General features: G+C 73.6%; 19 protein-coding genes. 11 read left to right on the forward strand and 8 right to left on the reverse strand.

What is annotated here, in order from left to right; translation table 11 throughout:
- Positions 1–400: 400 nt before the first annotated feature.
- The gene (locus AB0E14_RS04180) at positions 401–961 is read left to right on the forward strand and encodes a TetR/AcrR family transcriptional regulator (protein ID WP_362411872.1); all 561 of its coding nucleotides are present in this window, start codon (positions 401–403) and stop codon (positions 959–961) included.
- Here AB0E14_RS04180 and AB0E14_RS04185 read toward each other — a convergent pair.
- Positions 922–2586: an FAD-dependent monooxygenase gene (locus AB0E14_RS04185; protein ID WP_362411634.1), complete on the reverse strand. Its 1665-nt coding sequence runs from the start codon at positions 2584–2586 to the stop codon at positions 922–924. The two genes, AB0E14_RS04180 and AB0E14_RS04185, sit on opposite strands and share 40 nt — an antisense overlap.
- Before the next feature lie 277 nt (positions 2587–2863).
- Here AB0E14_RS04185 and AB0E14_RS04190 point away from each other — a divergent pair, with 277 nt between their 5' ends.
- Positions 2864–3904, forward strand: coding sequence for a 2-oxoglutarate and iron-dependent oxygenase domain-containing protein (locus AB0E14_RS04190; RefSeq protein ID WP_362411637.1), 1041 nt, complete (start codon positions 2864–2866; stop codon positions 3902–3904).
- 137 nt (positions 3905–4041) lie between these two features.
- Here AB0E14_RS04190 and AB0E14_RS04195 read toward each other — a convergent pair whose 3' ends face one another.
- Entirely contained in the window at positions 4042–5151 is a 1110-nt protein-coding gene (locus AB0E14_RS04195; protein WP_362411640.1) for a citrate synthase 2, read from the reverse strand.
- Between the two features lie 244 nt (positions 5152–5395).
- On the opposite strand from AB0E14_RS04195, the gene pdxH reads away from it, so the two are divergent.
- A complete protein-coding gene (gene pdxH, locus AB0E14_RS04200; protein WP_362411875.1) occupies positions 5396–6043 on the forward strand; it encodes a pyridoxamine 5'-phosphate oxidase in 648 nt (215 codons plus the stop codon).
- Here pdxH and AB0E14_RS04205 read toward each other — a convergent pair.
- Positions 6035–6913, reverse strand: coding sequence for a winged helix-turn-helix transcriptional regulator (locus tag AB0E14_RS04205; RefSeq protein WP_362411643.1), 879 nt, complete (start codon positions 6911–6913; stop codon positions 6035–6037). The genes pdxH and AB0E14_RS04205 overlap by 9 nt on opposite strands.
- A 143-nt stretch (positions 6914–7056) precedes the next feature.
- Here AB0E14_RS04205 and AB0E14_RS04210 point away from each other — a divergent pair, with 143 nt between their 5' ends.
- From AB0E14_RS04210 to AB0E14_RS04225, 4 genes are all read left to right on the forward strand, one after another.
- Positions 7057–7860, forward strand: a complete 804-nt coding sequence (locus AB0E14_RS04210) for an ABC transporter permease (RefSeq protein ID WP_362411646.1) — start codon at positions 7057–7059, stop codon at positions 7858–7860.
- Position 7861: 1 nt separating this feature from the next.
- Complete coding sequence (locus AB0E14_RS04215; protein WP_362411649.1) at positions 7862–8845, forward strand: ABC transporter ATP-binding protein; 984 nt, start codon at positions 7862–7864, stop codon at positions 8843–8845.
- Positions 8842–9855: an ABC transporter permease gene (locus AB0E14_RS04220; RefSeq protein WP_362411652.1), complete on the forward strand. Its 1014-nt coding sequence runs from the start codon at positions 8842–8844 to the stop codon at positions 9853–9855. The genes AB0E14_RS04215 and AB0E14_RS04220 overlap by 4 nt, the downstream gene beginning before the upstream one ends.
- Before the next feature lie 450 nt (positions 9856–10305).
- Positions 10306–11664 (forward strand): PAS domain-containing protein, encoded by a 1359-nt coding sequence (locus AB0E14_RS04225; RefSeq protein ID WP_362411655.1) that lies wholly within the window; start codon positions 10306–10308, stop codon positions 11662–11664.
- Between the two features lie 188 nt (positions 11665–11852).
- On the opposite strand, the gene AB0E14_RS04230 is transcribed toward AB0E14_RS04225, so the two are convergent.
- The 4 genes from AB0E14_RS04230 to AB0E14_RS04245 all read right to left on the reverse strand — a co-directional run bounded on the left by AB0E14_RS04230 (position 11853) and on the right by AB0E14_RS04245 (position 15683).
- On the reverse strand, positions 11853–13037 hold the full coding sequence (locus tag AB0E14_RS04230) for an ABC transporter permease (RefSeq protein WP_362411878.1): 1185 nt from the start codon (positions 13035–13037) through the stop codon (positions 11853–11855).
- 221 nt (positions 13038–13258) lie between these two features.
- Positions 13259–14053, reverse strand: a complete 795-nt coding sequence (locus AB0E14_RS04235) for an ABC transporter ATP-binding protein (protein ID WP_362411881.1) — start codon at positions 14051–14053, stop codon at positions 13259–13261.
- A 14-nt stretch (positions 14054–14067) separates the two neighbouring features.
- The gene (locus AB0E14_RS04240) at positions 14068–15129 is read right to left on the reverse strand and encodes a peptidoglycan-binding protein (protein ID WP_362411658.1); all 1062 of its coding nucleotides are present in this window, start codon (positions 15127–15129) and stop codon (positions 14068–14070) included.
- Entirely contained in the window at positions 15126–15683 is a 558-nt protein-coding gene (locus tag AB0E14_RS04245; RefSeq protein ID WP_362411661.1) for a hypothetical protein, read from the reverse strand. Before AB0E14_RS04245 ends, AB0E14_RS04240 begins: the two co-directional genes overlap by 4 nt.
- An 89-nt stretch (positions 15684–15772) precedes the next feature.
- On the opposite strand from AB0E14_RS04245, the gene AB0E14_RS04250 reads away from it, so the two are divergent.
- A complete protein-coding gene (locus AB0E14_RS04250; RefSeq protein WP_362411664.1) occupies positions 15773–16432 on the forward strand; it encodes a response regulator transcription factor in 660 nt (219 codons plus the stop codon).
- 32 nt (positions 16433–16464) lie between these two features.
- Positions 16465–17631: an ATP-binding protein gene (locus AB0E14_RS04255; protein ID WP_362411884.1), complete on the forward strand. Its 1167-nt coding sequence runs from the start codon at positions 16465–16467 to the stop codon at positions 17629–17631.
- Between the two features lie 45 nt (positions 17632–17676).
- On the opposite strand, the gene AB0E14_RS04260 is transcribed toward AB0E14_RS04255, so the two are convergent.
- The gene (locus tag AB0E14_RS04260; protein ID WP_362411667.1) at positions 17677–18444 is read right to left on the reverse strand and encodes an SIS domain-containing protein; all 768 of its coding nucleotides are present in this window, start codon (positions 18442–18444) and stop codon (positions 17677–17679) included.
- Positions 18445–18604: 160 nt separating this feature from the next.
- Between AB0E14_RS04260 and AB0E14_RS04265 the strand changes: the two genes are divergently transcribed.
- Both AB0E14_RS04265 and AB0E14_RS04270 read left to right on the forward strand, forming a co-directional pair.
- On the forward strand, positions 18605–19297 hold the full coding sequence (locus AB0E14_RS04265) for a metal-dependent transcriptional regulator (protein ID WP_362411670.1): 693 nt from the start codon (positions 18605–18607) through the stop codon (positions 19295–19297).
- A 471-nt stretch (positions 19298–19768) separates the two neighbouring features.
- Complete coding sequence (locus AB0E14_RS04270) at positions 19769–20629, forward strand: alpha/beta hydrolase (RefSeq protein ID WP_362411673.1); 861 nt, start codon at positions 19769–19771, stop codon at positions 20627–20629.
- The last annotated feature ends 22 nt before the right edge of the window (positions 20630–20651 follow it).

The following is a 20651-nucleotide window of genomic DNA, read 5'->3' on the forward strand; positions in this document are numbered from 1 at the left end:
CGAGCAGGCTCCCGGGCAGGGCGCTGAGCAGGGCCCCGAGCAAGGTCCCGAGCAGGGCGCTGAGCAGGACCCCGAGCGAGGTCCCGAGCAGGCTCCCGGGCAAGGTCCCGAGCAGGCTCCCGGGCCGGGCGCTGAGCAGGGCCCCGAGCAAGGTCCCAAGCAGGGCTCCGAGCAGGGCGCTGAGCAGGGCCCCGGGCAAGGTCCCGAGCAGGCTCCCGGGCCGGGCGCTGAGCAGGCTCCCGGGCCGGGCTCTGGGCAGGGTGCCGGGCCGGGCTCTGGGCAGGGTCCCGAGCAAGGGTCCAGGCGGGGCAGCCCCGAGCAAGGGCCCCGGCAAGGCCCCAGGCACGGTGTCAAGGCGGGGCCGCAGCAGGACAGGAGCCGTGCCACCCGGCAGCGGCTCCTGGAGGCGGCGGTGTCGTGCCTGGCCGAGCACGGCTGGGCGGGCTCCACGGTCTCCGTGGTCGCCGAGCGCGCCGGCGTCTCGCGCGGCGCGGCCCAGCACCACTTCCCGACCCGCGAGGACCTCTTCACGGCAGCCGTCGAGTACGTCGCCGAGGAGCGCTCGCAGGCGCTGCGCGGGCTCCCGGCCCGCGACCGCCGCGAGGCCGTCGGCGCGCTCGTCGATCTGTTCACCGGGCCGCTGTTCCGCGCCGCCCTCCACCTCTGGGTCGCGGCCGCCCACGAGCCTCCGCTGCACGACCGCGTCACCGAGCTGGAGGCCCGGGTCGGCCGCGAGTCCCACCGCATGGCGGTGACGCTGCTCGCCGCGGACGAGTCCGTCCCCGGGGTACGGGAGACCGTGCAGGGCTTCCTGGACATGGCCCGGGGCCTGGGCCTCGCGACGCTCCTCACGGACGACGCGGCCCGCCGCGCGCGGGTGGTGGCGCAGTGGTCGGTCCTCCTGGACGACGCGCTGGGGCCTCAGAGCGGCGCCGTCGGCACGGAGAGCGCCGCGAGGTAGCCGGTGAGCGCGGCCGCCGTGCCCGCGAGCGGGAAGCGGGCGCCGAGCTGCCCGTCGGGGCGGACCAGGAAGCCGGTCGGTCCTTCGGGACGGTAGAGCCGGGCGAACTCGCCGTCGGCGTCCCGGTACTCGGGTACCACCCCGTGCCCTCCCGGCTCCTCGGCCTCGCGCGCGAGCAACGCCACGATCGAAGGCCGGTCCCCGCCCACCGCCGCGGCGACCACCGCGCCCGCCTCCGCCGCCCGCGCCAGTTCGGCGGCCTTGTCCGCGTACAGCAGCAGGACGTGCCCGGTGCGGCCGCGCAGGACGTCGAGCAGCCGCAGCGGGTAGGTGGCCAGGGCGGTCGTCAGGCCGGCGCAGTCCGGGGCCCGGTCGCCCGCCTGTGGCGCGTCCTCCGGGCCGTAGGGATGGCCGGCGAGCGGCCCGTCCCGGTAGGAGACGAGGAGCTGGGCCTCCCGTGCCATCAGGGTCGCCGGGTCGTCGGGGTCGGCCCCCATGCCCTGGGTGGCGTGCCGGACGGTCCGGCCCACGACCTCCTCGCCGACCGGGCGGCGCTCGGCGTCGTAGCTGCCGAGCAGTTCGGGTCCGGCCTCCCCGCGCACGACGAGGGCGATCTTCCAGGCCAGGTTGCAGGCGTCCTGGATGCCGGTGTTCATGCCCTGGGCGCCCGTCGGCGGGTGGATGTGCGCGGCGTCGCCCGCGACGAACACCCGGCCTTCGCCGTACCGGTCGACGATCCGGTGGCTGATCCGGAACACGGACGACCAGCGCAGCTCGGAGACGCGGGCGGGCACGGGGGCGAGCCGGTCGACCACGGCCTGGATGTGCGACAGCTCGGGCACCCGGCCGCCCTCGATGCCGTGCGCCACCTCGTCGCCCGCCGCTCTGCCCGCGGTCAGCTCGGGCGGGACGGTCATCGACATGCGGTAGCGACTGTTCCCGGGGAGCGGGATGCAGACCAGGACGTCGTCGGTCGAGCCGTTCTCGGTGACGTGCAGGGACCGCACGCCGTACCCGTACGGCAGGTCCCAGTCGGTCTCGACGTCGCCGAGCATGTACTCCTCGGGGAACGCCCCGCCCTCGAAGGTCAGCCCGAGGCCCTTGCGGACGGTGCTGTGCGCTCCGTCGCAGCCGATCAGATACCGGACCCGCAGCTCCTCCTCCGCGCCGGACGCGGTCCGCAGCCGCGCGGTCACGCTGTCCGCGTCCTGCGCGAACGACGACAGTTCCGTACCGCGCTCGACGACCGTGCCCAGGCCGGCGACGTACTCCTCCAGGAGGCGTTCGGTCTCGTACTGCGGCAGCGCGGCGAAGCAGTACGGCACTTCGGGCGGCAGTTCGAGATCGATCCGCCCCCGCTCCCGACCGTTGACGTACATCAGCTGCCCCCGCAGTGGGACCGCGGCCTCCATCACGGCCCGGGCCAGGCCCATCCGGTCCCAGATCTCCAGGGTTCGTGGCTGGACGCCGACTGCCTTCGCGTACGGCAGCCGGGCCGGCAGCCGGTCGATCAGCCGGCAGCCCACGCCCCGCCCGCGCAGTTCGGCGGCCGTGCTGAGCCCGACGGGCCCGGCGCCCACGATCAGCACATCGGTCGGTACGTCGGTCGTACGGGTGTCAGCCACGGGTGCCTCCTCGTGGACGCGAACGGCCCCCGGACCGTCCCGGACACCATGGTCACCCGGCGCCGTGACGCGCGCCACATACGTTCGGCGCGCATCGCAGTACGCTGGTCGCATGCTTTCGCTCGTACGCCGCCGCCACGTGGACTTCGTCCGCGTCACGAGCATGGGCTGTCGGCGCTCCGCCTGACCTCGAAGCCCCCTCTCACTTCAGGCACCCGCGCCCCCGCCCCACCCCTGGCGGCGCGCCCGGGCCCCGTACACCCCGCGGACGCACACCATGACCCACAGCTCGTACTCCTCGCAGCTCCCGATCGTCGACCTCTCCGCCGCCGACCGCGGCCCCCAGGCCCGGCGCCTCCTCCACGCCCAGCTGCACTCCGCCGCTCACGACGTGGGCTTCTTCCAGCTCGTCGGGCACGGTGTCACCGAGGCCGAGACCCAGGCGCTGACCTCCGCGATGAAGGCGTTCTTCGCCCTCCCGGAGGCCGACCGGCTCGCGCTGGACACCACCAACTCGCCCCACTTCCGCGGCTACACCCGCATCGGCGACGAACGCACCGGCGGCTCCCGCGACTGGCGGGACCAGCTCGACATCGGCGCCGAGCGCCCCGCGCGCGTCCCCGGCCCGGGCGAGGCCCCGTACTGGTGGCTCCAGGGCCCCAACCAGTGGCCCGCCGCCCTCCCGGAGCTGCGCCTGGCCGCGCTGAACTGGGTCGAGCGGCTGAGCGGGGTCGCCGAGCGGCTGCTGCACGAGCTGCTCGCCTCCATCGGCGCGCCCGCCGGCTTCTACGACGACGTGTTCGGCGACCGGGCCCACCCGCACCTGAAGCTGGTGCGCTACCCCGGCAGCGCGGGCGACGGGGCCGATCAGGGCGTCGGCGCCCACAAGGACTACGGCTTCCTGACGCTGCTCCTCCAGGACCACGTCGGCGGCCTGCAGGTGGAGCGCGAGGACGGTCTCTTCCACGACGTCCCGCCGCTGCCGGGCGCCTTCGTCGTGAACCTCGGTGAGCTGCTCGAAGTGGCCACGGACGGCTATCTGCTCGCCACCAACCACCGGGTGGTCTCGCCGCCCGCGGCGACGGAGCGCTACTCCGTGCCGTTCTTCTACAACCCGCGGCTCGACGCGCGGATCGCCCCGCTGACGTTCCCGTACGCCTCGACGGCGCCCGGGGTGACGACCGACCCGGCGAACCCGCTGTTCGCCGAGTACGGCCGCAACGAGCTGAAGGGCAAGCTGCGCGCCCACCCGCTGGCCGCGGCCCGCCACCACGCGGACCTGCTGCTCACGGACGCGCGCCCGCTCACGGCCGCGTAGTCCGTCCGACACGCCGGAGGACCCGGGGCCGCTGTGCGGGCCGCCCCGGGTCCTCCGTGCTTTTTCTCTTTGCTTTTTCTGTTTCCGGACGCGCTTTCCGGACGTGCCTTCCGACCGCGCTCTCCGGACGTGCCGCGTCAGCCCGCGAACGCCGCCAGGTCGGCGTAGCCCGCGATCTCGCGCGGGTCGCGCTGGCCCGGGCCGGTGTAGCGGGCGCTCGGACGGACCAGGCGGCCGGTGCGCTTCTGCTCCAGGATGTGCGCCGACCAGCCGGCCGTACGGGCGCAGCTGAACATCGAGGTGAACATGTGCGCCGGGACCTCGGCGAAGTCCAGCACGATCGCGGCCCAGAACTCGACGTTCGTCGCGAGGACGCGGTCGGGGCGGCGGTTGTGCAGCTCCTCCAGGGCCGCCTTCTCCAGCGCCTCGGCGACCTCGAAGCGGGGCGCGGCCAGCTCCTTCGCCGTACGGCGGAGCACGCGGGCGCGCGGGTCCTCGGCGCGGTAGACGCGGTGGCCGAAGCCCATCAGCCGCTCGCCCTGGTCCAGGGCCTTCTTCACGTACGCGGTGGCGTCGCCGGTCCGCTCGATCTCCTCGATCATGCCGAGGACGCGGGACGGGGCGCCGCCGTGCAGCGGCCCGGACATGGCGCCCACGGCCCCGGAGAGCGCGGCGGCCACGTCGGCGCCGGTGGAGGCGATGACGCGGGCGGTGAACGTGGAGGCGTTCATGCCGTGCTCGGCGGCCGAGGTCCAGTACGCGTCGACGGCCTTGACGTGCTTCGGGTCGGGCTCGCCGCGCCAGCGGATCATGAACCGCTCGACGACCGACTGCGCCTTGTCGATCTCGCTCTGCGGCACCATCGGCAGGCCCTGGCCGCGCGCCGACTGGGCGACGTACGACAGCGCCATGACGGCGGCGCGCGCGAGGTCGTCGCGGGCCTGCTCGGCGTCGATGTCGAGGAGCGGCTTGAGGCCCCAGACCGGGGCGAGCATGGCGAGCGCGGACTGCACGTCGACGCGGATGTCGCCGGAGTGGACCGGGATCGGGAACGGCTCGGCCGGCGGCAGACCGGGGTCGAAGGCGCCGTCGACCAGCAGGCCCCAGACGTTGCCGAACGAGACGTGCCCGACCAGGTCCTCGATGTCGACGCCGCGGTACCGAAGAGCGCCGCCCTCCTTGTCGGGTTCGGCGATCTCCGTCTCGAACGCGACGACTCCCTCGAGCCCGGGTACGAAGTCGGACATCAGGCGGCTCCTCTATCGATGATCAATCATCCAGCGGTGGGTGGGACCTGTCGGTCGGGACCTTTGGTCGGGAAGCAACAGTCATCCAGCGGAAGAGTCTGTACGGTTCCGATGATGCGGGGAAGCGTGACATCCGGCACACTGCGCCGATCCGGCGACGAAGGGTTAGCGGCCGGCGATGCCGGGCAGACTGCGCCTCTGCGGCAGGATGAACCCTGTGACCGACGCTCTCGATCCCGCCGACATGCGCGAGCAGTACCGCACCACGGAGCTGACTGTGGCCGACCTCGCCCCCGAACCGATCGAACAGTTCACGCGCTGGTTCAAGGCCGTCGCCACCAGCCCGGCGATCCATGAGCCGAACGCCATGATCGTCTCGACCGCGACACCCGACGGCCGGCCGTCCTCCCGCACGGTGCTCCTGAAGCACTACGACGAGGCGGGCTTCGTGTTCTACACGAACTACAACTCCCGCAAGGGCGGTGAGCTGGCGGCCAATCCGTACGTCTCGCTGCTCTTCCCCTGGCACCCGCTGGCCCGCCAGGTCATCGTCACGGGCCGGGCGGTCCGCACCGGTCGCGACGAGACAGTGGCGTACTTCCGTACCCGCCCGCACGGCTCCCAGCTGGGCGCCTGGGCGAGCCACCAGTCCTCCGTGATCGCCTCCCGCGAGGAGCTGCTCGCCCGCTACGAGGAGCTGGCCGCCCGCTACCCGGCGGACGAGCAGGTGCCGGTGCCGCCGGAGTGGGGCGGCTTCCGGGTCGTCCCGGACACGGTGGAGTTCTGGCAGGGGCACGAGAACCGGCTGCACGACCGGCTGCGGTACGTGCGGGTCGCGGACGACGGCTCCGGCGACGAGGGCGTCTGGCGGGTGGAGCGACTCTCACCCTGACAGCTTCGAGGCTTCCGCCAGGGCCGTCTCGACGGCGTGCGCGATGTCCGTGACGGGGAACTGGACGTGCCGCACGGTCCGCTCCCGGTCCAGGACGAGCACCGCGCGCTTCAGCCGGAGTGCCTGGCCCGCGCGGAACGTCGGCAGCCGGAGCGCCGCCGCGAGCCGGGCGTCCATGTCGGAGAGCAGCGGGAACGGGATCTCCTCGGCGGCGGCGAAGGCCCGCTGTTCGTCGGGGCGCTGGGTCGAGACGCCGTGGACGGCGATCCCGGCGGCCGTGAACGCGCCGTACGCGTCCCTGAACAGCCGGTTCTCCAGGGTGCAGCCGACCGTGCCGGGGATGTCGTTCCAGCCCTCGGGCAGTGGGCCGGGCCGCCCGGTCGCGGGGTAGCAGAAGAGCACGGTGGCGGCGGCGTCCGGGTCCACCGGGTCCCGCTCGGTGCCGGTGTGCGCCGGCAGGGTCAGCCGCGGCAGTCGGGTGCCGGGCAGCTCGTGGACGCGGAGCGCCTCGGCGCTGTGGCCGTCGGCGGAGGCGGTGAGGCTCCCGTCGCCGAGCAGCCAGCGGTCGGACCAGTCCTGGAGGGCGACCAGGACGGGGAGCAGGGCGCGCCCCGAGGCGCTGAGCCGGTACTCGTGGCGCACCGGCCCCTCCTGGTACGGGACGCGGTCGAGCACGCCGCTGTCGACGAGCTGGCCGAGGCGCTCGGTGAGGACCTTGCGGGAGATGCCCAGCTCGGCCTGGAGCTCGTCGAAGCGGTGCCGGCCGCGCGCGGTCTCCCGGACGAGCAGCAGGCTCCACCAGTCGCCGACGACGGCGGCGGCGTGGGCGATCGCGCAGGCGGCGTCCCGCTCGGGCACGGCTCGGGCCATGTGCTCCTCCTTGGGATCTTTCGGACGCGGACCCGGTCCATCTTGCGGCACCGAGTGAGTTCCCGATAGAAACTCATTGTAAGTTTCCAAAAGAGACCCACTCCGTGTCGTTGGCGCGGGGGTCTCGGGGAGGGGGAACCCGCATGTCCACAGCCTGGGCGACCGCATGGCGCACCTGGCAGACGACCCGTCGCGCCTATCCGTGGACGTACGCCGTCGGTACGGTCCTGCCGGCCGCGCTCGCCATCGGGCTCGCGTACCTCGGCTACCACGCCATCGGCGGCGGAGCCGTCGCCGAGGACTTCACCGAGGGCAGCGGGACCACCGCCTATCTCGCCTACATCGTCGTCGGCGCGACGGCCTTCCAGTTCACCGTCCGGCTCATCCTCTGGTCCGCGAAGGCGCTCATCACCGAGCAGCGGCAGGGCACCCTCGGCGCCCTCCTCATCGCCCCCGCGCGCCGCTTCCCGTACCTCGCCGGCTTCACCGCCTTCGCGGTCCTCAGCAGCCTGGTGGAGTTTCTCGCGCTGGGCGTCGTCGTCGCCCTGCTCGGCATCTCCGTGCCGGTGGCCTCGGCGGCGGGCGTGCTGGCCGGCGCCCTCGCGCTGATCGGCGCGGTCTTCGCCCTCTCGGTCGGGCTCGGCGGGCTGATGATCGCCGCCGGGGAGGCGCACATCTCGCAGAACACCGTCTTCATCGTGCTCGGCCTGGTCGGCGGCTTCACCTTCCCGCGCGCCTACCTGCCGGAGCCGCTCCAGTGGTTCGCCGAACTGCTGCCGACGACCGCGGCGACGGACGTCCTGCACGCGGCGACCACCGGGGCCGGCTCGCTGCCCGAGCTGGTGCCGCGGCTCGCGGTGAGCGCGCTGCTGAGCGGCGCGTACCTGCTCCTGGGCCTGATGTACCTGCCGCGGGCCGAGGCCCGCGCGATCGAGAGGAACTACTGACATGACGGGTACGACGGGCATCCAGGTCCGCTCCCTGCACAAGGACTTCCCCGTACGCACCAAGGGGATCTTCGGCGCCAGGGACGTCAAGCGGGCGGTCGCCGGCCTCGACCTCGACATCCCGCCCGGCCGGATCACCGGCCTCCTCGGCCTCAACGGCGCCGGCAAGACCACCACCATCAAGATCCTCGCCACCCTGCTGCGCCCGACCTCCGGCACGGTCACGGTCGACGGCCTCGACACCGTCGCCGACGCCCGCGCCGTACGCCGCCGGATCAACCTCATCGCGGGCGGCGAGCGCATGGTCTACACCCGGATGACCGGCCGGGAGAACCTCTGGTACTTCGGCCAGCTCTACGACGTCCCGAAGCGCGAACTGTCCACCCGCATCGACGAGTTGCTGAGCACGGTCGGACTGACGGACGCGGCGGACACCGTCGTCGAGCGGTACTCGCGCGGCATGACCCAGCGCCTCGCCATCGCCCGGGGCCTGATCAACCGGCCCGCGTACCTGCTCCTCGACGAGCCCACCCTCGGCCTGGACGCCCCCATCGCCCGCGACCTGCGCCGAGTCGTCGCCCGGCTGGCGGCGGAGGGCACGGGCGTCCTCCTCACCTCGCACTACCTCGCCGAGGTCGAGGAGCTGTGCGGCCATGTGTACGTGATCTCGGCCGGCCGCCACCTCGCCGCCGGCAGCCCGGCGGAGCTGAAGGCGGCGACCGGCAGCCACCGCACGATCCGCCTGACGGTCACGAACCCGGGGGAGGCGACGGCCGCGGTGGCGACGCGCTTCGGCGCGACCCGGGAACCCCTGCCCGACGGCGGCGAGCTGCTGACGCTCCGCCACCCGGACGACATGGCGGGCCCGTTGGCGGCCGCGATCGTCGGGGCGGGCGGCTCGATCGGCGGCCTGGAGATCGCGGAGGCGAGCCTGGAGGACGCGATCCTGGCACTGGCGGAGACGGGGGAGGCGGCACTCGTATGACCAAGCGGACCCACACGCCGACCGACACGCAGACCCACACGCCGACCGACACGCCGACCGACACGCAGACCCAGATGCCGAGCCCCATGCCGGCCCGTACGTCGAGCCCCACGCCGACCCGCACGCCGGCCACCACACCGACCCGCACGTCGGTCACCGTGCGGGCAGCCGGCGCGGCGCGTCGTGCGTCGGCCCACGCCGTCCGTGTCTTCGCCGCGGAGGCCCTGAAACAGCACCGGCGGCTCTTCGGCCAGCCGCTCGTCGTCTTCTCGATGCTGGTCTGGCCCGTCCTGCAACTGGCCACCACCTACTACACCTTGCGCCCGCTCGCCACGGCCTCCCCGGCCGCCGCGAACTGGCCGGTGGCGGCCGACCCGGAGCGCCTCCTCGCGTTCCTGGCCACCGGGACGCTCGCGTACGCCTTCTTCTTCTCGCTCGTCCAGAGCGCCTGGCACTTCTCCTTCGAGCGCTCCACCGGCACCCTGGAGCTCCTCTTCCTCTCCCCGGCGGGCCGTCTGACCCTCATGGTCGCCAACGGCGCAGGGGCCCTGCTCCAGAACGCCTGGCTGCTCACCTGCTTCACCGTCGCCGCGCTCACCGGCTTCGGGGCGCTGTCGGTGTCGGCGTGGTGGATGTACGGGATCGTCTTCCTGGCGCTGCTGATCCCGGCGGTCGCGTGGGGCACGTTCCTCAACAGCCTGCTGGTCTTCTCGCGGGACTCGGCCTTCCTGTACACGATCCTCGACGAGCCGCTCTGGTTCGTGTCGGGAGTCCGCCTGCCGAACTTCGCCCTCCCGGTGGCGATCCAGCTGGTGGGAGCGGTCTTCCCGCTCACCGGCAGCCTGATCGCGGTCCGCGGCGCGCTCCTGGAGCACCGCACCCTGACGGAGCTGACCCCGACGCTCCTGGGTCTGGGCGCCCTGAGCGCGTTGCTGCTCGCCGTGTCGGCGGTGATCCTCCGCGTGGGCGAGGCCCGCGCTCAGCGCACGGGCAAGCTGTCCCTGGCGTAGGGAGCCGGGAAGCCAAGGGAAGCCAAGGGGCCCCGGGAAGCCCAGGGGAGCCTCGGGAAGCCCCGGAAACGCAGGCGACCCGTGGGCCTTGGTCCCGTCCGCTCGAGTTCGGACGGGAGCCGGCCGGACTTACCGGCGGCCCACGGGTCGGGTGACTGCTTGGAAATCGGCAGAAGACCTGCCGGGGCGCACAGAGTGCGACGGCAGGCCTTAGCCCGCAGTCACCTCACGAGTCCGAAAAGAAACCATTTTTTCGGATCACCTCCTTTCGCGTGTACCTCCACACTAGGAACCCCGCCGCGGAGGCTCAAGCGATTTATCTCGCCCCGCCCGTTCGTTTCCGGGGCGCAACGTTTTCGTGGAACCGGGTGTGTTCTGCGTCACGTTCCAGTTGAATGATCGGAGGCGTGCGGGTGCACGCGCGTACACCGTCCTGCAGGGGGTGCCGGGATGAGTGCAGCCAGGGGTGGGACCACGTCCGTGCCGGGGGAGGATCTGCTCGCCGCGCTCCTCGACGGGATGGACGCGGCGCTCTGTGCCTTCGACGCGCTGGGGACCGTCACGCACTGGAACAAGGAGGCCGAGCGGATCCTCGGCTGGTCGGCCGGGGAGGCCGTCGGGCGGCGCGGGTTCGACGGGTGGGCGGCGCGGCCCGCCGACGCGGCCGAGGCGCTCGGGCGGCTGATGGCCGCGATGGACGCGCCGGGCCGTCTTGTCCACGAGTTCGCGCTGGTGCGCAAGGACGGCGGGCGGGTCCTCGTACGGACGCAGTCGGCCGGGGTGCGCGGCGCGGACGGCAAGCCCGCCGGGGTGTACTGCGCGTTCAGCGAGGTGCACGCGCAGATCGACCTGGAGCGCTCGATCGCGCTGAGCGAGGCGCTCTTCGAGGAGGCGGCCTGGGGTGTCGTCCTCGTCGACGTGGACCTGCGCCCGGCCGTCGTCAACGGGTACGCGGCCCGGGCGATGCGCGCGGGGCGGACGACCCTGCTCGGCCGGCCGCTCGGCGAGGTCGTCGAGCAGGGCCTGGAGGAGCTGGAGTCCGCCCTGGAGCACGTGCTCGCGGAGGGCGCGCCGACGGCGCCCGCCGAGGTGTGGGTGACCCTGCGGACGGCGGACGGTACGCGCCGCCGGTGCTGGCGCAGCGGGTTCGTGCGGCTCGCGTCGCCGCTCGCGGAGGAGCCGGTGCCGCTGGGCGTGGGCTGGCTGTTCCAGGACGTCACCGAGGAGCGGCTCGCCGAGCAGGAGGCGGACCGGCTGCGGTTCCGGTACAGCCAGCTGCACCGCGCGGGCGCGGTCGCCGCCGAGTGCGAGGACCCGAGGGAGGCGGCGACGGTCCTCCTCGACTTCGCCCTCGCGGGCTTCGCCGACCACGCCCTGGTCGACGTCGCGGCCGGGGAGCGGCGGCTCGTGCGGATGGCGACGACCCCGGCCGGCGAGCCGGGGCCGGTGGTGCCGGTCGCGGGCGGGGGCATCCCGCTGCGCTACCCGTCGGGCCACCCCGTCCTCCAGGCCCTCTCCCGTACGGGACCGGTGCGGGCGTCCGCGACCGCGGCCGCCGGTTCCCAGGCCGCCGAGGACTGGGCGACCGAGCGGCTCTGGCCGTGCGACGCCCGCCACGCCCTGTGCCTGCCGCTGCGCAGCAGGGGCAGGACGGTGGGCGCCGTGACGTTCCTGCGCTCCGCGTCCCGTACCCCCTTCGAGCGCCCGGACGCGATCTTCGCGGAGGCGGTGGCCGTACGGGTCGCAGCCTCGCTCGACCTCGCGGCGGCGCTGGCGGGGGGCAAGGGCGGCGGCGCCCCGTCCCGCTGAGGGCCGCCCCCTTTTGCCCCTGGCTAGGGCCTGTCCGGCGGATCATGACCGGGGCCGCGGCGCCTGGCACGGCACCTCGCCGCGTTGCCGAAACGCCCCGATAGCTCCGCTATCGAGACGCTCCGGCGCCTTGCGATGCACCGCACCAGACGCCGCGGCCTGTCCGGCCCTGATCCACCGGACAGGCCCTAGGCGGCGTGCAGCGCCAGCGTCGGCGACAGCCGGGACGCCCGGACCGCCGGGTACAGGCCCGCCACCGTGCCGATCACCAGCGTCGCGCCGAACCCGCCGCCCACCGCCCACGGGGGCACCACCCACGGCAGGCCGCCCGTGTACGCGTACACGCCCGTCGCCGCGCCGCCGAGCGCCACGCCCGCCAGGCCGCCGAGGCCCGACAGCATCAGGGACTCCGTGACGAACTGGATCCTGATCTGGCCCCTGGTCGCCCCCAACGAGCGGCGCAGACCGATCTCGTGGCGGCGCTCCAGAACCGAGATGATCATGGTGTTCGCCACGCCCACCCCGCCCACGAGCAGCGCGATCCCGCCGAGGCCGAGCAGCAGCGTGGAGAAGGCGCCCTCGGTCGCCGCCTTCGCCTGGAGCGCCGCCGACGGGTCGCCGACCGACACGTTCTGCGGGTTCTCCGGGTCGATCGTCGGCGCGAGCAGCCGCTGCACGTCCCGTACGGACGCGTCGGTGGACCGCTCGTACACCGCCGTCGGATGCCCGTCGAAGCCCAGCAGCTGCTGCGCGCCCTCCCAGCCGACCAGCGCGGCGCGCTCGATCTCGGGCGCGAGCGGCAGCGGGTCGAGGATGCCGACGACCGTGAAGTACCGGTCGTCGATCCAGACCTGCCGGCCGGGCTCGGTGATGCCGAGTCGTTCGGCCGCCACATGGCCCAACACCACGGACGGGTAACGGCCGTTGGCGGTGTTCAGCCAGGTGCCGGACGCCACGCCGCCGCGCAGGGCGGCGAGCAGCCGCTCCGTGGCGGCCTTGACGGCGATCCCTCCCGTCTCGCCCTCGGGGATCTTCTCGGAGCGCCGTACCGTGCGGTCGAGGTCGGCGGTCGCGCCGACCTCCTCGACGCCCTCGATCCGGCCGACCATCCCGACCGCGTCCTTGGGCAGTTTGACCTCCTGCCCGCTGAACATGCCCTCGCCCGGCTTGGCCACCAGCATGTTCGTCCCGAGCGCGTCGAGCTGCCGCATCAACTGGGCCTGGCTGGAGGCCGAGATACCCACCACCGCGATCATGGTGGCGATCCCGATGGCGATGCCGAGCGCCGAGAGCACCACCCGCACGGGCCGGCTGCGCAGCCCGGCGGAACCGACGTGCAACACGTCCCGAGGCCCGAGCCGCGCGGCCTTCAGCCCCCGCCGCGCCCGCCGTCCGCCGAGCGCCGCGTCGCGGGCGCCGCCCGCGCGGCCGGTCCCGGGGCCCGGGTCGCCGGGAGCGGTCCCCGCGATGCCAGGGCCGAACCCCGCGAGGGCGGTCCCGGGGCCCGCGTCGCCGGGGGCGAGGCCCGTGCCGTTCGTGCCGTCGCGACCCGGGTCCGTGCCGGCGGTCTCGTCCTCCCGGCCGCTTCCCGCCCTCACGCCGCGACCTTTCCGTGTGCCGTGTCGGCGACGACCCGGCCGTCGCGGATCCGGACCTGGCGCGGCAGTCGGGCGGCGATCTCCGTGTCGTGGGTGATGACGGCGATCGTCGAGCCCTGCCCGTTGAGCTCGTGCAGCAGCTCCATCACCGCCTCCCCCGACGCCGAGTCGAGCGCGCCCGTCGGCTCGTCGGCCAGCAGCAGGTCGGGTTCGCCGACCACCGCGCGGGCGATGGCCACGCGCTGCTTCTGGCCGCCCGACAGCTCGTGCGGGCGGTGCTTCGTCCGGTCGGCGAGCCCGACGCGGGCGAGCGCCTCCGCGGCCATCGCCCGCCGCCGCGCCCGGGGGAGCCCCGAGTACAGCAGCCCCTCGGCGACGTTCTCCAGCGCGCCGACCCCCGGCACCAGGTGGAAGGCCTGGAACACGAAGCCGATGTGGCGCGAGCGCAGCGCGGACAGCCGGCGGTCCGTCAGCGCGGCCACGTCATGGCCGGCGATCTCCACGGTCCCGGCGCTCGGCCGGTCCAGGGTGCCGACGATGTGCAGCAGCGTGGACTTGCCGGACCCGGACGGGCCGACGATGCCGAGCAGTTCGCCGGCGCGGACGGTGAGGTCCACGCCGTCGAGCGCGCGGACGCCGCCCGCGTACTCCTTGGTGACCCCGGAGAGCCTGACGACGGCGGCAGCCACCCCGCCACCGGTACCTGCCCCCGCGCCGGCACCCGTGCCCGCACCGGTAGCCGTGCCCGCACCGGCACCCGTGCTCGCACCGGCACCCGGGCCCGTACCCATACCCGTACGCATGCTCATACGGACGGCACCCCGACCTTCATGCCCTCGCGCAGCCCGTCCCCGCTGATCTCCACCCGGCCCTGGCCGAACATCCCGAGCTCGACCCGGACGTCCCGGGTCCGCCCGCCGCTCTCCACGAGCTGGACGCCGAAGCCGCCGCCGGGCAGGGCGAGCAGCGCGTTGACGGGGACGGAGAGCACGTTCTTCCGGGTCTCCCCGGTGAGGTCGACGGTGACCGGGGACTGGTCCACGCCCGTGACCTTGCCGGGCGCGTCGAAGGAGACCGTGATGTCGATCTTCGGCGTGCGGTCCTGCGGGTCGTCGCCCGACGAGGCGGTCTTCCCCACCGAGGACACCTTGCCGGGCGCGCTCGTCCCGTCCGGGAGCTGGACGGTGACCCGGGTCCCGGTCTTCGCCGCACCGGCGTCCGCGACCGGCATCTTGAACCGGACGACCCGCTCGGAGCCGGTCACGGTGAGCACCGGACGGCCCGGCCCCACCTGGTCGCCGGTCGCGGCGCCCGCCTCCTTGACGCGCACGGCGCTCCCGGCGAAGGCGATCGCGTCGGGGCCGACGGTCCCGGTCTGCTTCTGGTCGTGCGACTTCTGCCAGCGCTTCACGGCGGCGGCGGTCTTCTCCGTGTACTCCTCGTCGACCGTGAAGCCGGCGTAGCCGAGCGCGGCCAGGTTCTCCTCCAACTGCCGGACGTCCTTGCCCTTGTCGCCGGTCTTCAGGGTCCGGTACATGGGCTCGGCGCCGTACATCAGGCGGACGGGCCTGCCGTCGACCTCGTACAGCCGCTCGTCCCGCGCGACGGTCGAGCCGGTCGGGGCGATCCGGGTGAGGATCCCGGAGGGCCCGGCGTTGATCTTCCGCTCGCCGAGGTAGCCGAGCGTGCCGTCCTGCTGGGAGCTGTCGCTCAGGTCGCCCCGGGTGATCGGCGTCGTCGCGGGCGGCTTCCTCGACTCGGCCGCGGGCCCGCGCTCCTCGGGGGCGGCGAGCGCGGTCACCGCGACCCCGGCGCCCGCGACGACGACGATCGTCGCCAGGGCCGCCACGAGCTTGCGCCGGCTCATCGCGACACGCTCTCGCAGGCCTTGTTGGCCTTCTCGAACTTCTTGGCCTGCTCGCCCTGCGGTATCGGCCGCGCCGCGGTCATCCCGCCCTCGCCGAACGTCGGGTCCGGCATGTCGAAGCCGTTCTTCCGCATGCACTGGGCGTACTTGATCATCTTGTCCTTGTCGGCCTGGGTCGGCTCCTTGCCCATGCCGGCGCCGCCCTTGCCCTGACAGGCCTTGAACGCCTTCTCCATCTTCTCCTTCGACATGCCGTCGCCGCCGATGGTCAGCCCGACACCCTCCTCGCCCGGCTTGGGCTCGGGCACGTCGAGGCCCTGCTCGCGCAGGCACTTGCGGTGCTCCAGGGCCTGGTCGGCCTTCTTGCCCTCGTCGCTCACGCTCTCCGAGCCGCCGCCGGCCTTCGCTCCGTCGCCGCCCCCGCCGGCGCACGCGGCGGTGGTCAGCAGGCAGAGCGCGGCGAGGGAGGCGACGGCGGCCAGCTGGAAGGTCTCTCGGGTGCGCCGGGTGGTGCGCGCGGTGGTGCCTCGGGTGGTACGTCCGGTGATCGTCATGGGCGGCAGCCTGCGCGCGGGAGGGGTTTCGTTTCTCTCAGCGGATCGGTTTACGGAGACGAAAGCCCCGGTCGGGATAGACAGGGGCCATGCGTGTACTGGTGGTGGAGGACGAGGCGTTTCTCGCCGAGATGATCGCCGAGGGGCTGCGCCGCGACGCGCTCGCCGTGGACGTCGCGGGCGACGGCCTCGAAGCCCTGCGGAAGCTTCAGTTCGGGGAGTACGACGTGATGGTCCTCGACCGTGACCTGCCCGGCATGCACGGGGACGACGTCTGCCGCCGCGTGGTCGAGCAGCGCCTGATGACCCGGGTCCTGATGCTCACGGCCGCCGGAACGGTACGGGACCGGGTCGAGGGGCTCGGCCTGGGCGCCGACGACTACCTCACCAAGCCCTTCGCGTACGACGAACTGCTCGCTCGGGTCCTGGCCCTGGGCCGGCGCGCCCGGCCCGCGCTGCCGCCCGTCCTGGAGCGGGCCGGGATCGTCCTGGACACCGCCCGCCGCCAGGCCAGTCGCGACGGGCGGCACCTGCACCTGTCGCGCAAGGAGTTCGCGGTCCTGGAGGCGCTGCTGCGCGCCGAGGGGGCCGTGGTGAGCGGTGAGGACCTGATCGAGCAGGTGTGGGAGGAACACACCAGCTACCGCACCAACGCGGTACGGGTGACCCTGAGCAAGCTCCGCGCGAAGCTCGGCGAGCCGCCGGTGGTGGAGACGGTGCCGGGCGCGGGCTACCGGATCGCGTCATGAGGGCGGGTCTGAGGGCAGCGGCCACGAAGGTCATGGGCGGCGAGCGGGCCCGCCTGACGGCCCTCTACGGAGGGCTGCTCCTGCTCGCGGGCGCGCTGCTCACCGGGGTCGTGTACTTCCTGGTGAAGGAGGGCCTGTACTCCTCGATCAGCGTGGCCATGACGACCGCGGTGCCCGCGCAGCGCCTCCAGGACCTGCCGGCCGCCGCCTCGCCGAGCCCCGCCTGGCGGGAGGCCACGCCCACGGTCCCGACGCAGGGCCTGGCCATCACGAGGACCCTGAGCGACGCGGCCGAGAGCGCCGCGCTCGAACGCCTCCTGACCGTCTCCCTGCTCGTCCTCGCCGCGTACGCCGTCCTCTCCGTGGCGCTCGCCTGGTGGATGGCGGGCCGGGTGCTGCGCCCGGTCGCCGTGATCACGGACACGGCCCGCCGCCTCTCCGGGGAGAACCTGCACGAGAGGATCGCCCTCGACGGGCCGCCGGGGGAGCTGAAGCGCCTCGCGGACACCTTCGACGAGATGCTCGGGCGCATGGAGCGCCTCGTCTCGGCCCAGCAGCGGTTCGCGGCGAACGCGGCGCACGAGCTGCGGACCCCGGTCGCCGTGCAGCGGGCGGCCGCCGAGATCGGCCTCGCGGGTGACCCGGGACCGGAGCGCGTGGCCCGGATCCGGGAGAAGCTGATCGAGGTGGCCGACACCAGCGAGCGCACCATCGAGGGACTGCTGCTGCTCGCCTCCTGCGACCAGGGTCTGAAGGAGCGGCGCCCGGTCGCGGTGGACGAGGTGGCGGAGCGCGCGGCGCGGGAGCTGGCCGCCGAGGCGGCGGAGCGGGGGATCGACGTCGTGGTCGACGCCCGGCCCCTGACGGTGTGGGGCGACGCGGCGCTCCTGGAGCGTCTCGCGCACAACCTGGTGGCGAACGCGGTCCGGCACAACGTCCCGGACGGACGCGTCGTGGTCCGTACGGGCCCCGAGGGCATCGAGGTCACGAACACCGGCCCCGTCGTCCCGCCCGAGACCGTCCCGCTGCTCTTCGAGCCCTTCCGCCGCCTCTCCGCCCGCACCCAGGCCCCGGGCGAGGGCGTGGGCCTCGGCCTGTCGATCGTCGACTCGGTCGCCCGCGCCCACGGCGCGACCCCGACCGCGACCGCCAACCCGGAGGGCGGCGGCCTGACGGTCGCGGTGCGGTTCGACCGCTGAGGGCCGGTACGGCCAGGACGCGTCGGTACGGCCCGGACGTGTCGGTCAGTGCCGGAAGAAGATCCGGTCGCGGTACTCGGTCATCACGCGGCCGTTCCACTCGTGGCCGCCGTCGACGTTGCCCGAGCGGAGCAGGGGCGGTTCGATGCCCAGGCGGACCAGTTCCTCCGCCGCCGCGGCCATGGTGGCCTGCATCAGGGCGCTGGTGACGACCGTCGAGGCCGGGGCGAAGGGCGCCTCGATGCCCTCGTGGGTCAGCTCGGCGTCGCCGACCGCGATCCGCGAGTCGAGGACGATGTCGCAGTGGTCCTTCAGGTACGTCCCCGAGACGTGCCGGGACTTCGTCTCCGTCGCGTACGCCACCGAGGTGACCCCGATCACCGTCAGGCCCAGGGCGCGGGCGTTCATCGCCATCTCGACGGGCAGGGCGTTGCGGCCGGAGAGGGAGATGATGATCAGGACGTCGCCCGCCTTGGCGGGCGAGGAGTCGAGCACCGCGCCCGCGAGGCCGTCCACGCGTTCCAGGGCGGAGCCGAGCGTGGCGGGCATGACGTCGACGCCGACGACCCCGGGGACGGCCAGCAGGTTCATGAGGGCGAGGCCGCCGGCCCGGTAGACGACGTCCTGGGCGGCCAGGGAGGAGTGGCCGGCGCCGAAGGCGAAGAGCCGGCCGCCCGCCGCCACGGTCTCGGCGATCGCTGTCCCCGCGGCGGCGATCTCCTCGGAGTCCTGGTCGCGGACCTGCTGCAGCAGGCCGATCGCGGCATCGAAGAACTGCCCTGCCAGCTTGGACTCGCGCGCGCTGTCGCCCATTGCGGAAGCTCCTTGTCGTCGTGTCGCGGATCACCGTGCGGTCTGGACCATTGCTCTGTCAATACCGTCTTTGCCCGGCGTTTCCCCCGCGCGGCACGGTTGTCGGTGGGATGCGTCAGAATTGGTGCAGGGCCAGCGCACGACTCATCGAGGGGCACGTATGTCCGGACTGATCGACACCACGGAGATGTATCTCCGCACCATCCTCGAGCTCGAAGAGGAAGGCGTGGTCCCCATGCGCGCCCGGATCGCGGAGCGCCTCGACCAGAGCGGCCCCACGGTCAGCCAGACGGTGGCCCGGATGGAGCGGGACGGTCTGGTGGCCGTCGCCACCGACCGGCACCTGGAGCTGACGGACGAGGGCCGCCGCCTGGCGACGCGCGTGATGCGCAAGCACCGCCTGGCCGAGTGTCTCCTCGTCGACGTGATCGGCCTGGAGTGGGAGCAGGTCCACGCGGAGGCCTGCCGCTGGGAGCACGTCATGAGCGAGGCCGTCGAGCGGCGCGTGCTGGAGCTGCTGCGGCACCCGACGGAGTCGCCGTACGGCAACCCGATCCCGGGTCTCGAGGAGCTGGGCGAGAAGGCCGAGGCGGAGTCCTTCCTGGACGACTCCATGGTGTCGCTCGCCGACCTGGACGCGGGCGCGGACGGCAAGACGGTGATCGTGCGCCGGATCGGCGAGCCGATCCAGACGGACGCGCAGCTGATGTACACGCTGCGGCGGGCGGGCGTGCAGCCCGGCTCGGTCGTGAGCGTGACGGAGTCGGCGGGCGGTGTCCTGGTCGGCAGCAGCGGCGAGGCGGCCGAGCTGGACGCGGAGGTCGCGGCGCACGTCTTCGTGGCGAAGCGCTAGCGGGTCCCGCAGACCCCCGCGGGAAGGCCCCCGAAGGCGCCCGTGGGCAGTACCCGCAGACCTCCGCAGGCCCCCGTCACATGCCCCGGCCCGTTTTACGGCGGAATCGCCACGCCCGCGCCCCTCGGCGTGCCACGCTGGGTTCGGTTCACAGGACCGGGAGGGGTGGGTGCGATGGAGTCGTCGGGGGCGGTGCCTCAGCAGACAAGGAGCCCCGGCGCCCATGGGCGCCGGGGCCTGTCCTCCCCTGTGCTGACCCGGAGCCCCGAGCTCCCAGGGTCATTCCCCTCGGACCGTTTTCCCCGAGCGGTCCGCCTCCCGCTGAAGATCTCCCCTCGGCGGCGCGCGTCAATCCTTGAGCGTGGTCACTCGAACGAGGGGGTTTGCATGGCAGATCCTCATTTTCGAATACGGGTTCGATAGTCTGGCGGGGCTCGACACGCTCGATGGAAAGAGGGGGTGCCAGGGAACATGGTGCGACGTCTCGACGTCACCGGGGCCGACGGCGTACGCCTGGCTGCCTGGGAGTTCACGGAAGAGCAGACAGCGCCCGCCGGGACGGCCGGCTCCGGGGTGTTACTGCTGCACGGCCTGATGGGGAGCGCCTCGCACTGGGCCCCCACCGCCCGCTGGCTGGCCGGGCGCCATCGGGTCGTCGCCCTCGACCAGCGCGGTCACGGCCGGAGCGAGAAGCCCGCCGCCGGACCCTTCACGCGCGAGGCGTACGTCGCGGACGCGGCGGCCGCCGTCGAGCAGCTGGGCCTCGGCCCCGTCACCCTCGTCGGGCACTCCATGGGAGCCCTGACCGCCTGGCAGCTCGCGGCCGAGCATCCCGACCTGGTCCGCGCGCTGGTCATCTGCGACATGCGCGCCTCGGCCCTCGGCGCCGCCTCCCAGCGCGAGTGGACGGACTGGTTCCGTCGCTGGCCGGTGCCTTTCGCCTCGCTCGACGGCGTGCGGCAGTGGTTCGGCGAGGCCGACCCCTGGGTCGAGCGGCCGAACCCGGCGCGCGGCGAGTTCTTCGCCGAGGTGATGACCGAGCGCCCCGACGGCTGGTACCCGGTCTTCGACCCGGCCCAGATGCTGACCTCCCGCGAGACCTGGGTCCACGACGCCCACTGGGACTCGCTCGCCCAGGTCCGCTGCCCCACGCTCGTGGTCCGCGGCCTGGACGGCGAGCTGGGCCGGGCCGAGGCCCAGGAGATGGTCCGTGTCCTCCCGCGCGGGGCGTACGCCGAGATCCCGGACGCCGGCCACCTCCTGCACTACGACCACCCGGACGCCTGGCGCACGGCCATCGAGCCGTTCCTCGAAGGCGTCCTCACCTCCTAGGGCCTGTCCGGCGGATCATGAC

The sequence above is a fragment of the Streptomyces sp. NPDC047981 genome, assembly GCF_040653315.1.
Lineage (GTDB): Bacteria > Actinomycetota > Actinomycetes > Streptomycetales > Streptomycetaceae > Streptomyces.

Excerpts from the sequence above, each read along its gene's own strand:
- AB0E14_RS04190 (WP_362411637.1), top strand. The coding sequence starts at position 2,864 with ATGACCCACAGCTCGTACTCCTCGCAGCTCCCGATCGTCGACCTCTCC.
- AB0E14_RS04195 (WP_362411640.1), bottom strand. The coding sequence starts at position 5,151 with ATGTCCGACTTCGTACCCGGGCTCGAGGGAGTCGTCGCGTTCGAGACG.
- pdxH (WP_362411875.1), top strand. The coding sequence starts at position 5,396 with ATGCGCGAGCAGTACCGCACCACGGAGCTGACTGTGGCCGACCTCGCC.
- AB0E14_RS04205 (WP_362411643.1), bottom strand. The coding sequence starts at position 6,913 with ATGGCCCGAGCCGTGCCCGAGCGGGACGCCGCCTGCGCGATCGCCCAC.
- AB0E14_RS04210 (WP_362411646.1), top strand. The coding sequence starts at position 7,057 with ATGTCCACAGCCTGGGCGACCGCATGGCGCACCTGGCAGACGACCCGT.
- AB0E14_RS04215 (WP_362411649.1), top strand. The coding sequence starts at position 7,862 with ATGACGGGTACGACGGGCATCCAGGTCCGCTCCCTGCACAAGGACTTC.
- AB0E14_RS04220 (WP_362411652.1), top strand. The coding sequence starts at position 8,842 with ATGACCAAGCGGACCCACACGCCGACCGACACGCAGACCCACACGCCG.
- AB0E14_RS04225 (WP_362411655.1), top strand. The coding sequence starts at position 10,306 with ATGAGTGCAGCCAGGGGTGGGACCACGTCCGTGCCGGGGGAGGATCTG.
- AB0E14_RS04235 (WP_362411881.1), bottom strand. The coding sequence starts at position 14,053 with ATGGGTACGGGCCCGGGTGCCGGTGCGAGCACGGGTGCCGGTGCGGGC.
- AB0E14_RS04240 (WP_362411658.1), bottom strand. The coding sequence starts at position 15,129 with ATGAGCCGGCGCAAGCTCGTGGCGGCCCTGGCGACGATCGTCGTCGTC.
- AB0E14_RS04245 (WP_362411661.1), bottom strand. The coding sequence starts at position 15,683 with ATGACGATCACCGGACGTACCACCCGAGGCACCACCGCGCGCACCACC.
- AB0E14_RS04250 (WP_362411664.1), top strand. The coding sequence starts at position 15,773 with ATGCGTGTACTGGTGGTGGAGGACGAGGCGTTTCTCGCCGAGATGATC.
- AB0E14_RS04255 (WP_362411884.1), top strand. The coding sequence starts at position 16,465 with ATGGGCGGCGAGCGGGCCCGCCTGACGGCCCTCTACGGAGGGCTGCTC.
- AB0E14_RS04260 (WP_362411667.1), bottom strand. The coding sequence starts at position 18,444 with ATGGGCGACAGCGCGCGCGAGTCCAAGCTGGCAGGGCAGTTCTTCGAT.
- AB0E14_RS04265 (WP_362411670.1), top strand. The coding sequence starts at position 18,605 with ATGTCCGGACTGATCGACACCACGGAGATGTATCTCCGCACCATCCTC.
- AB0E14_RS04270 (WP_362411673.1), top strand. The coding sequence starts at position 19,769 with ATGGTGCGACGTCTCGACGTCACCGGGGCCGACGGCGTACGCCTGGCT.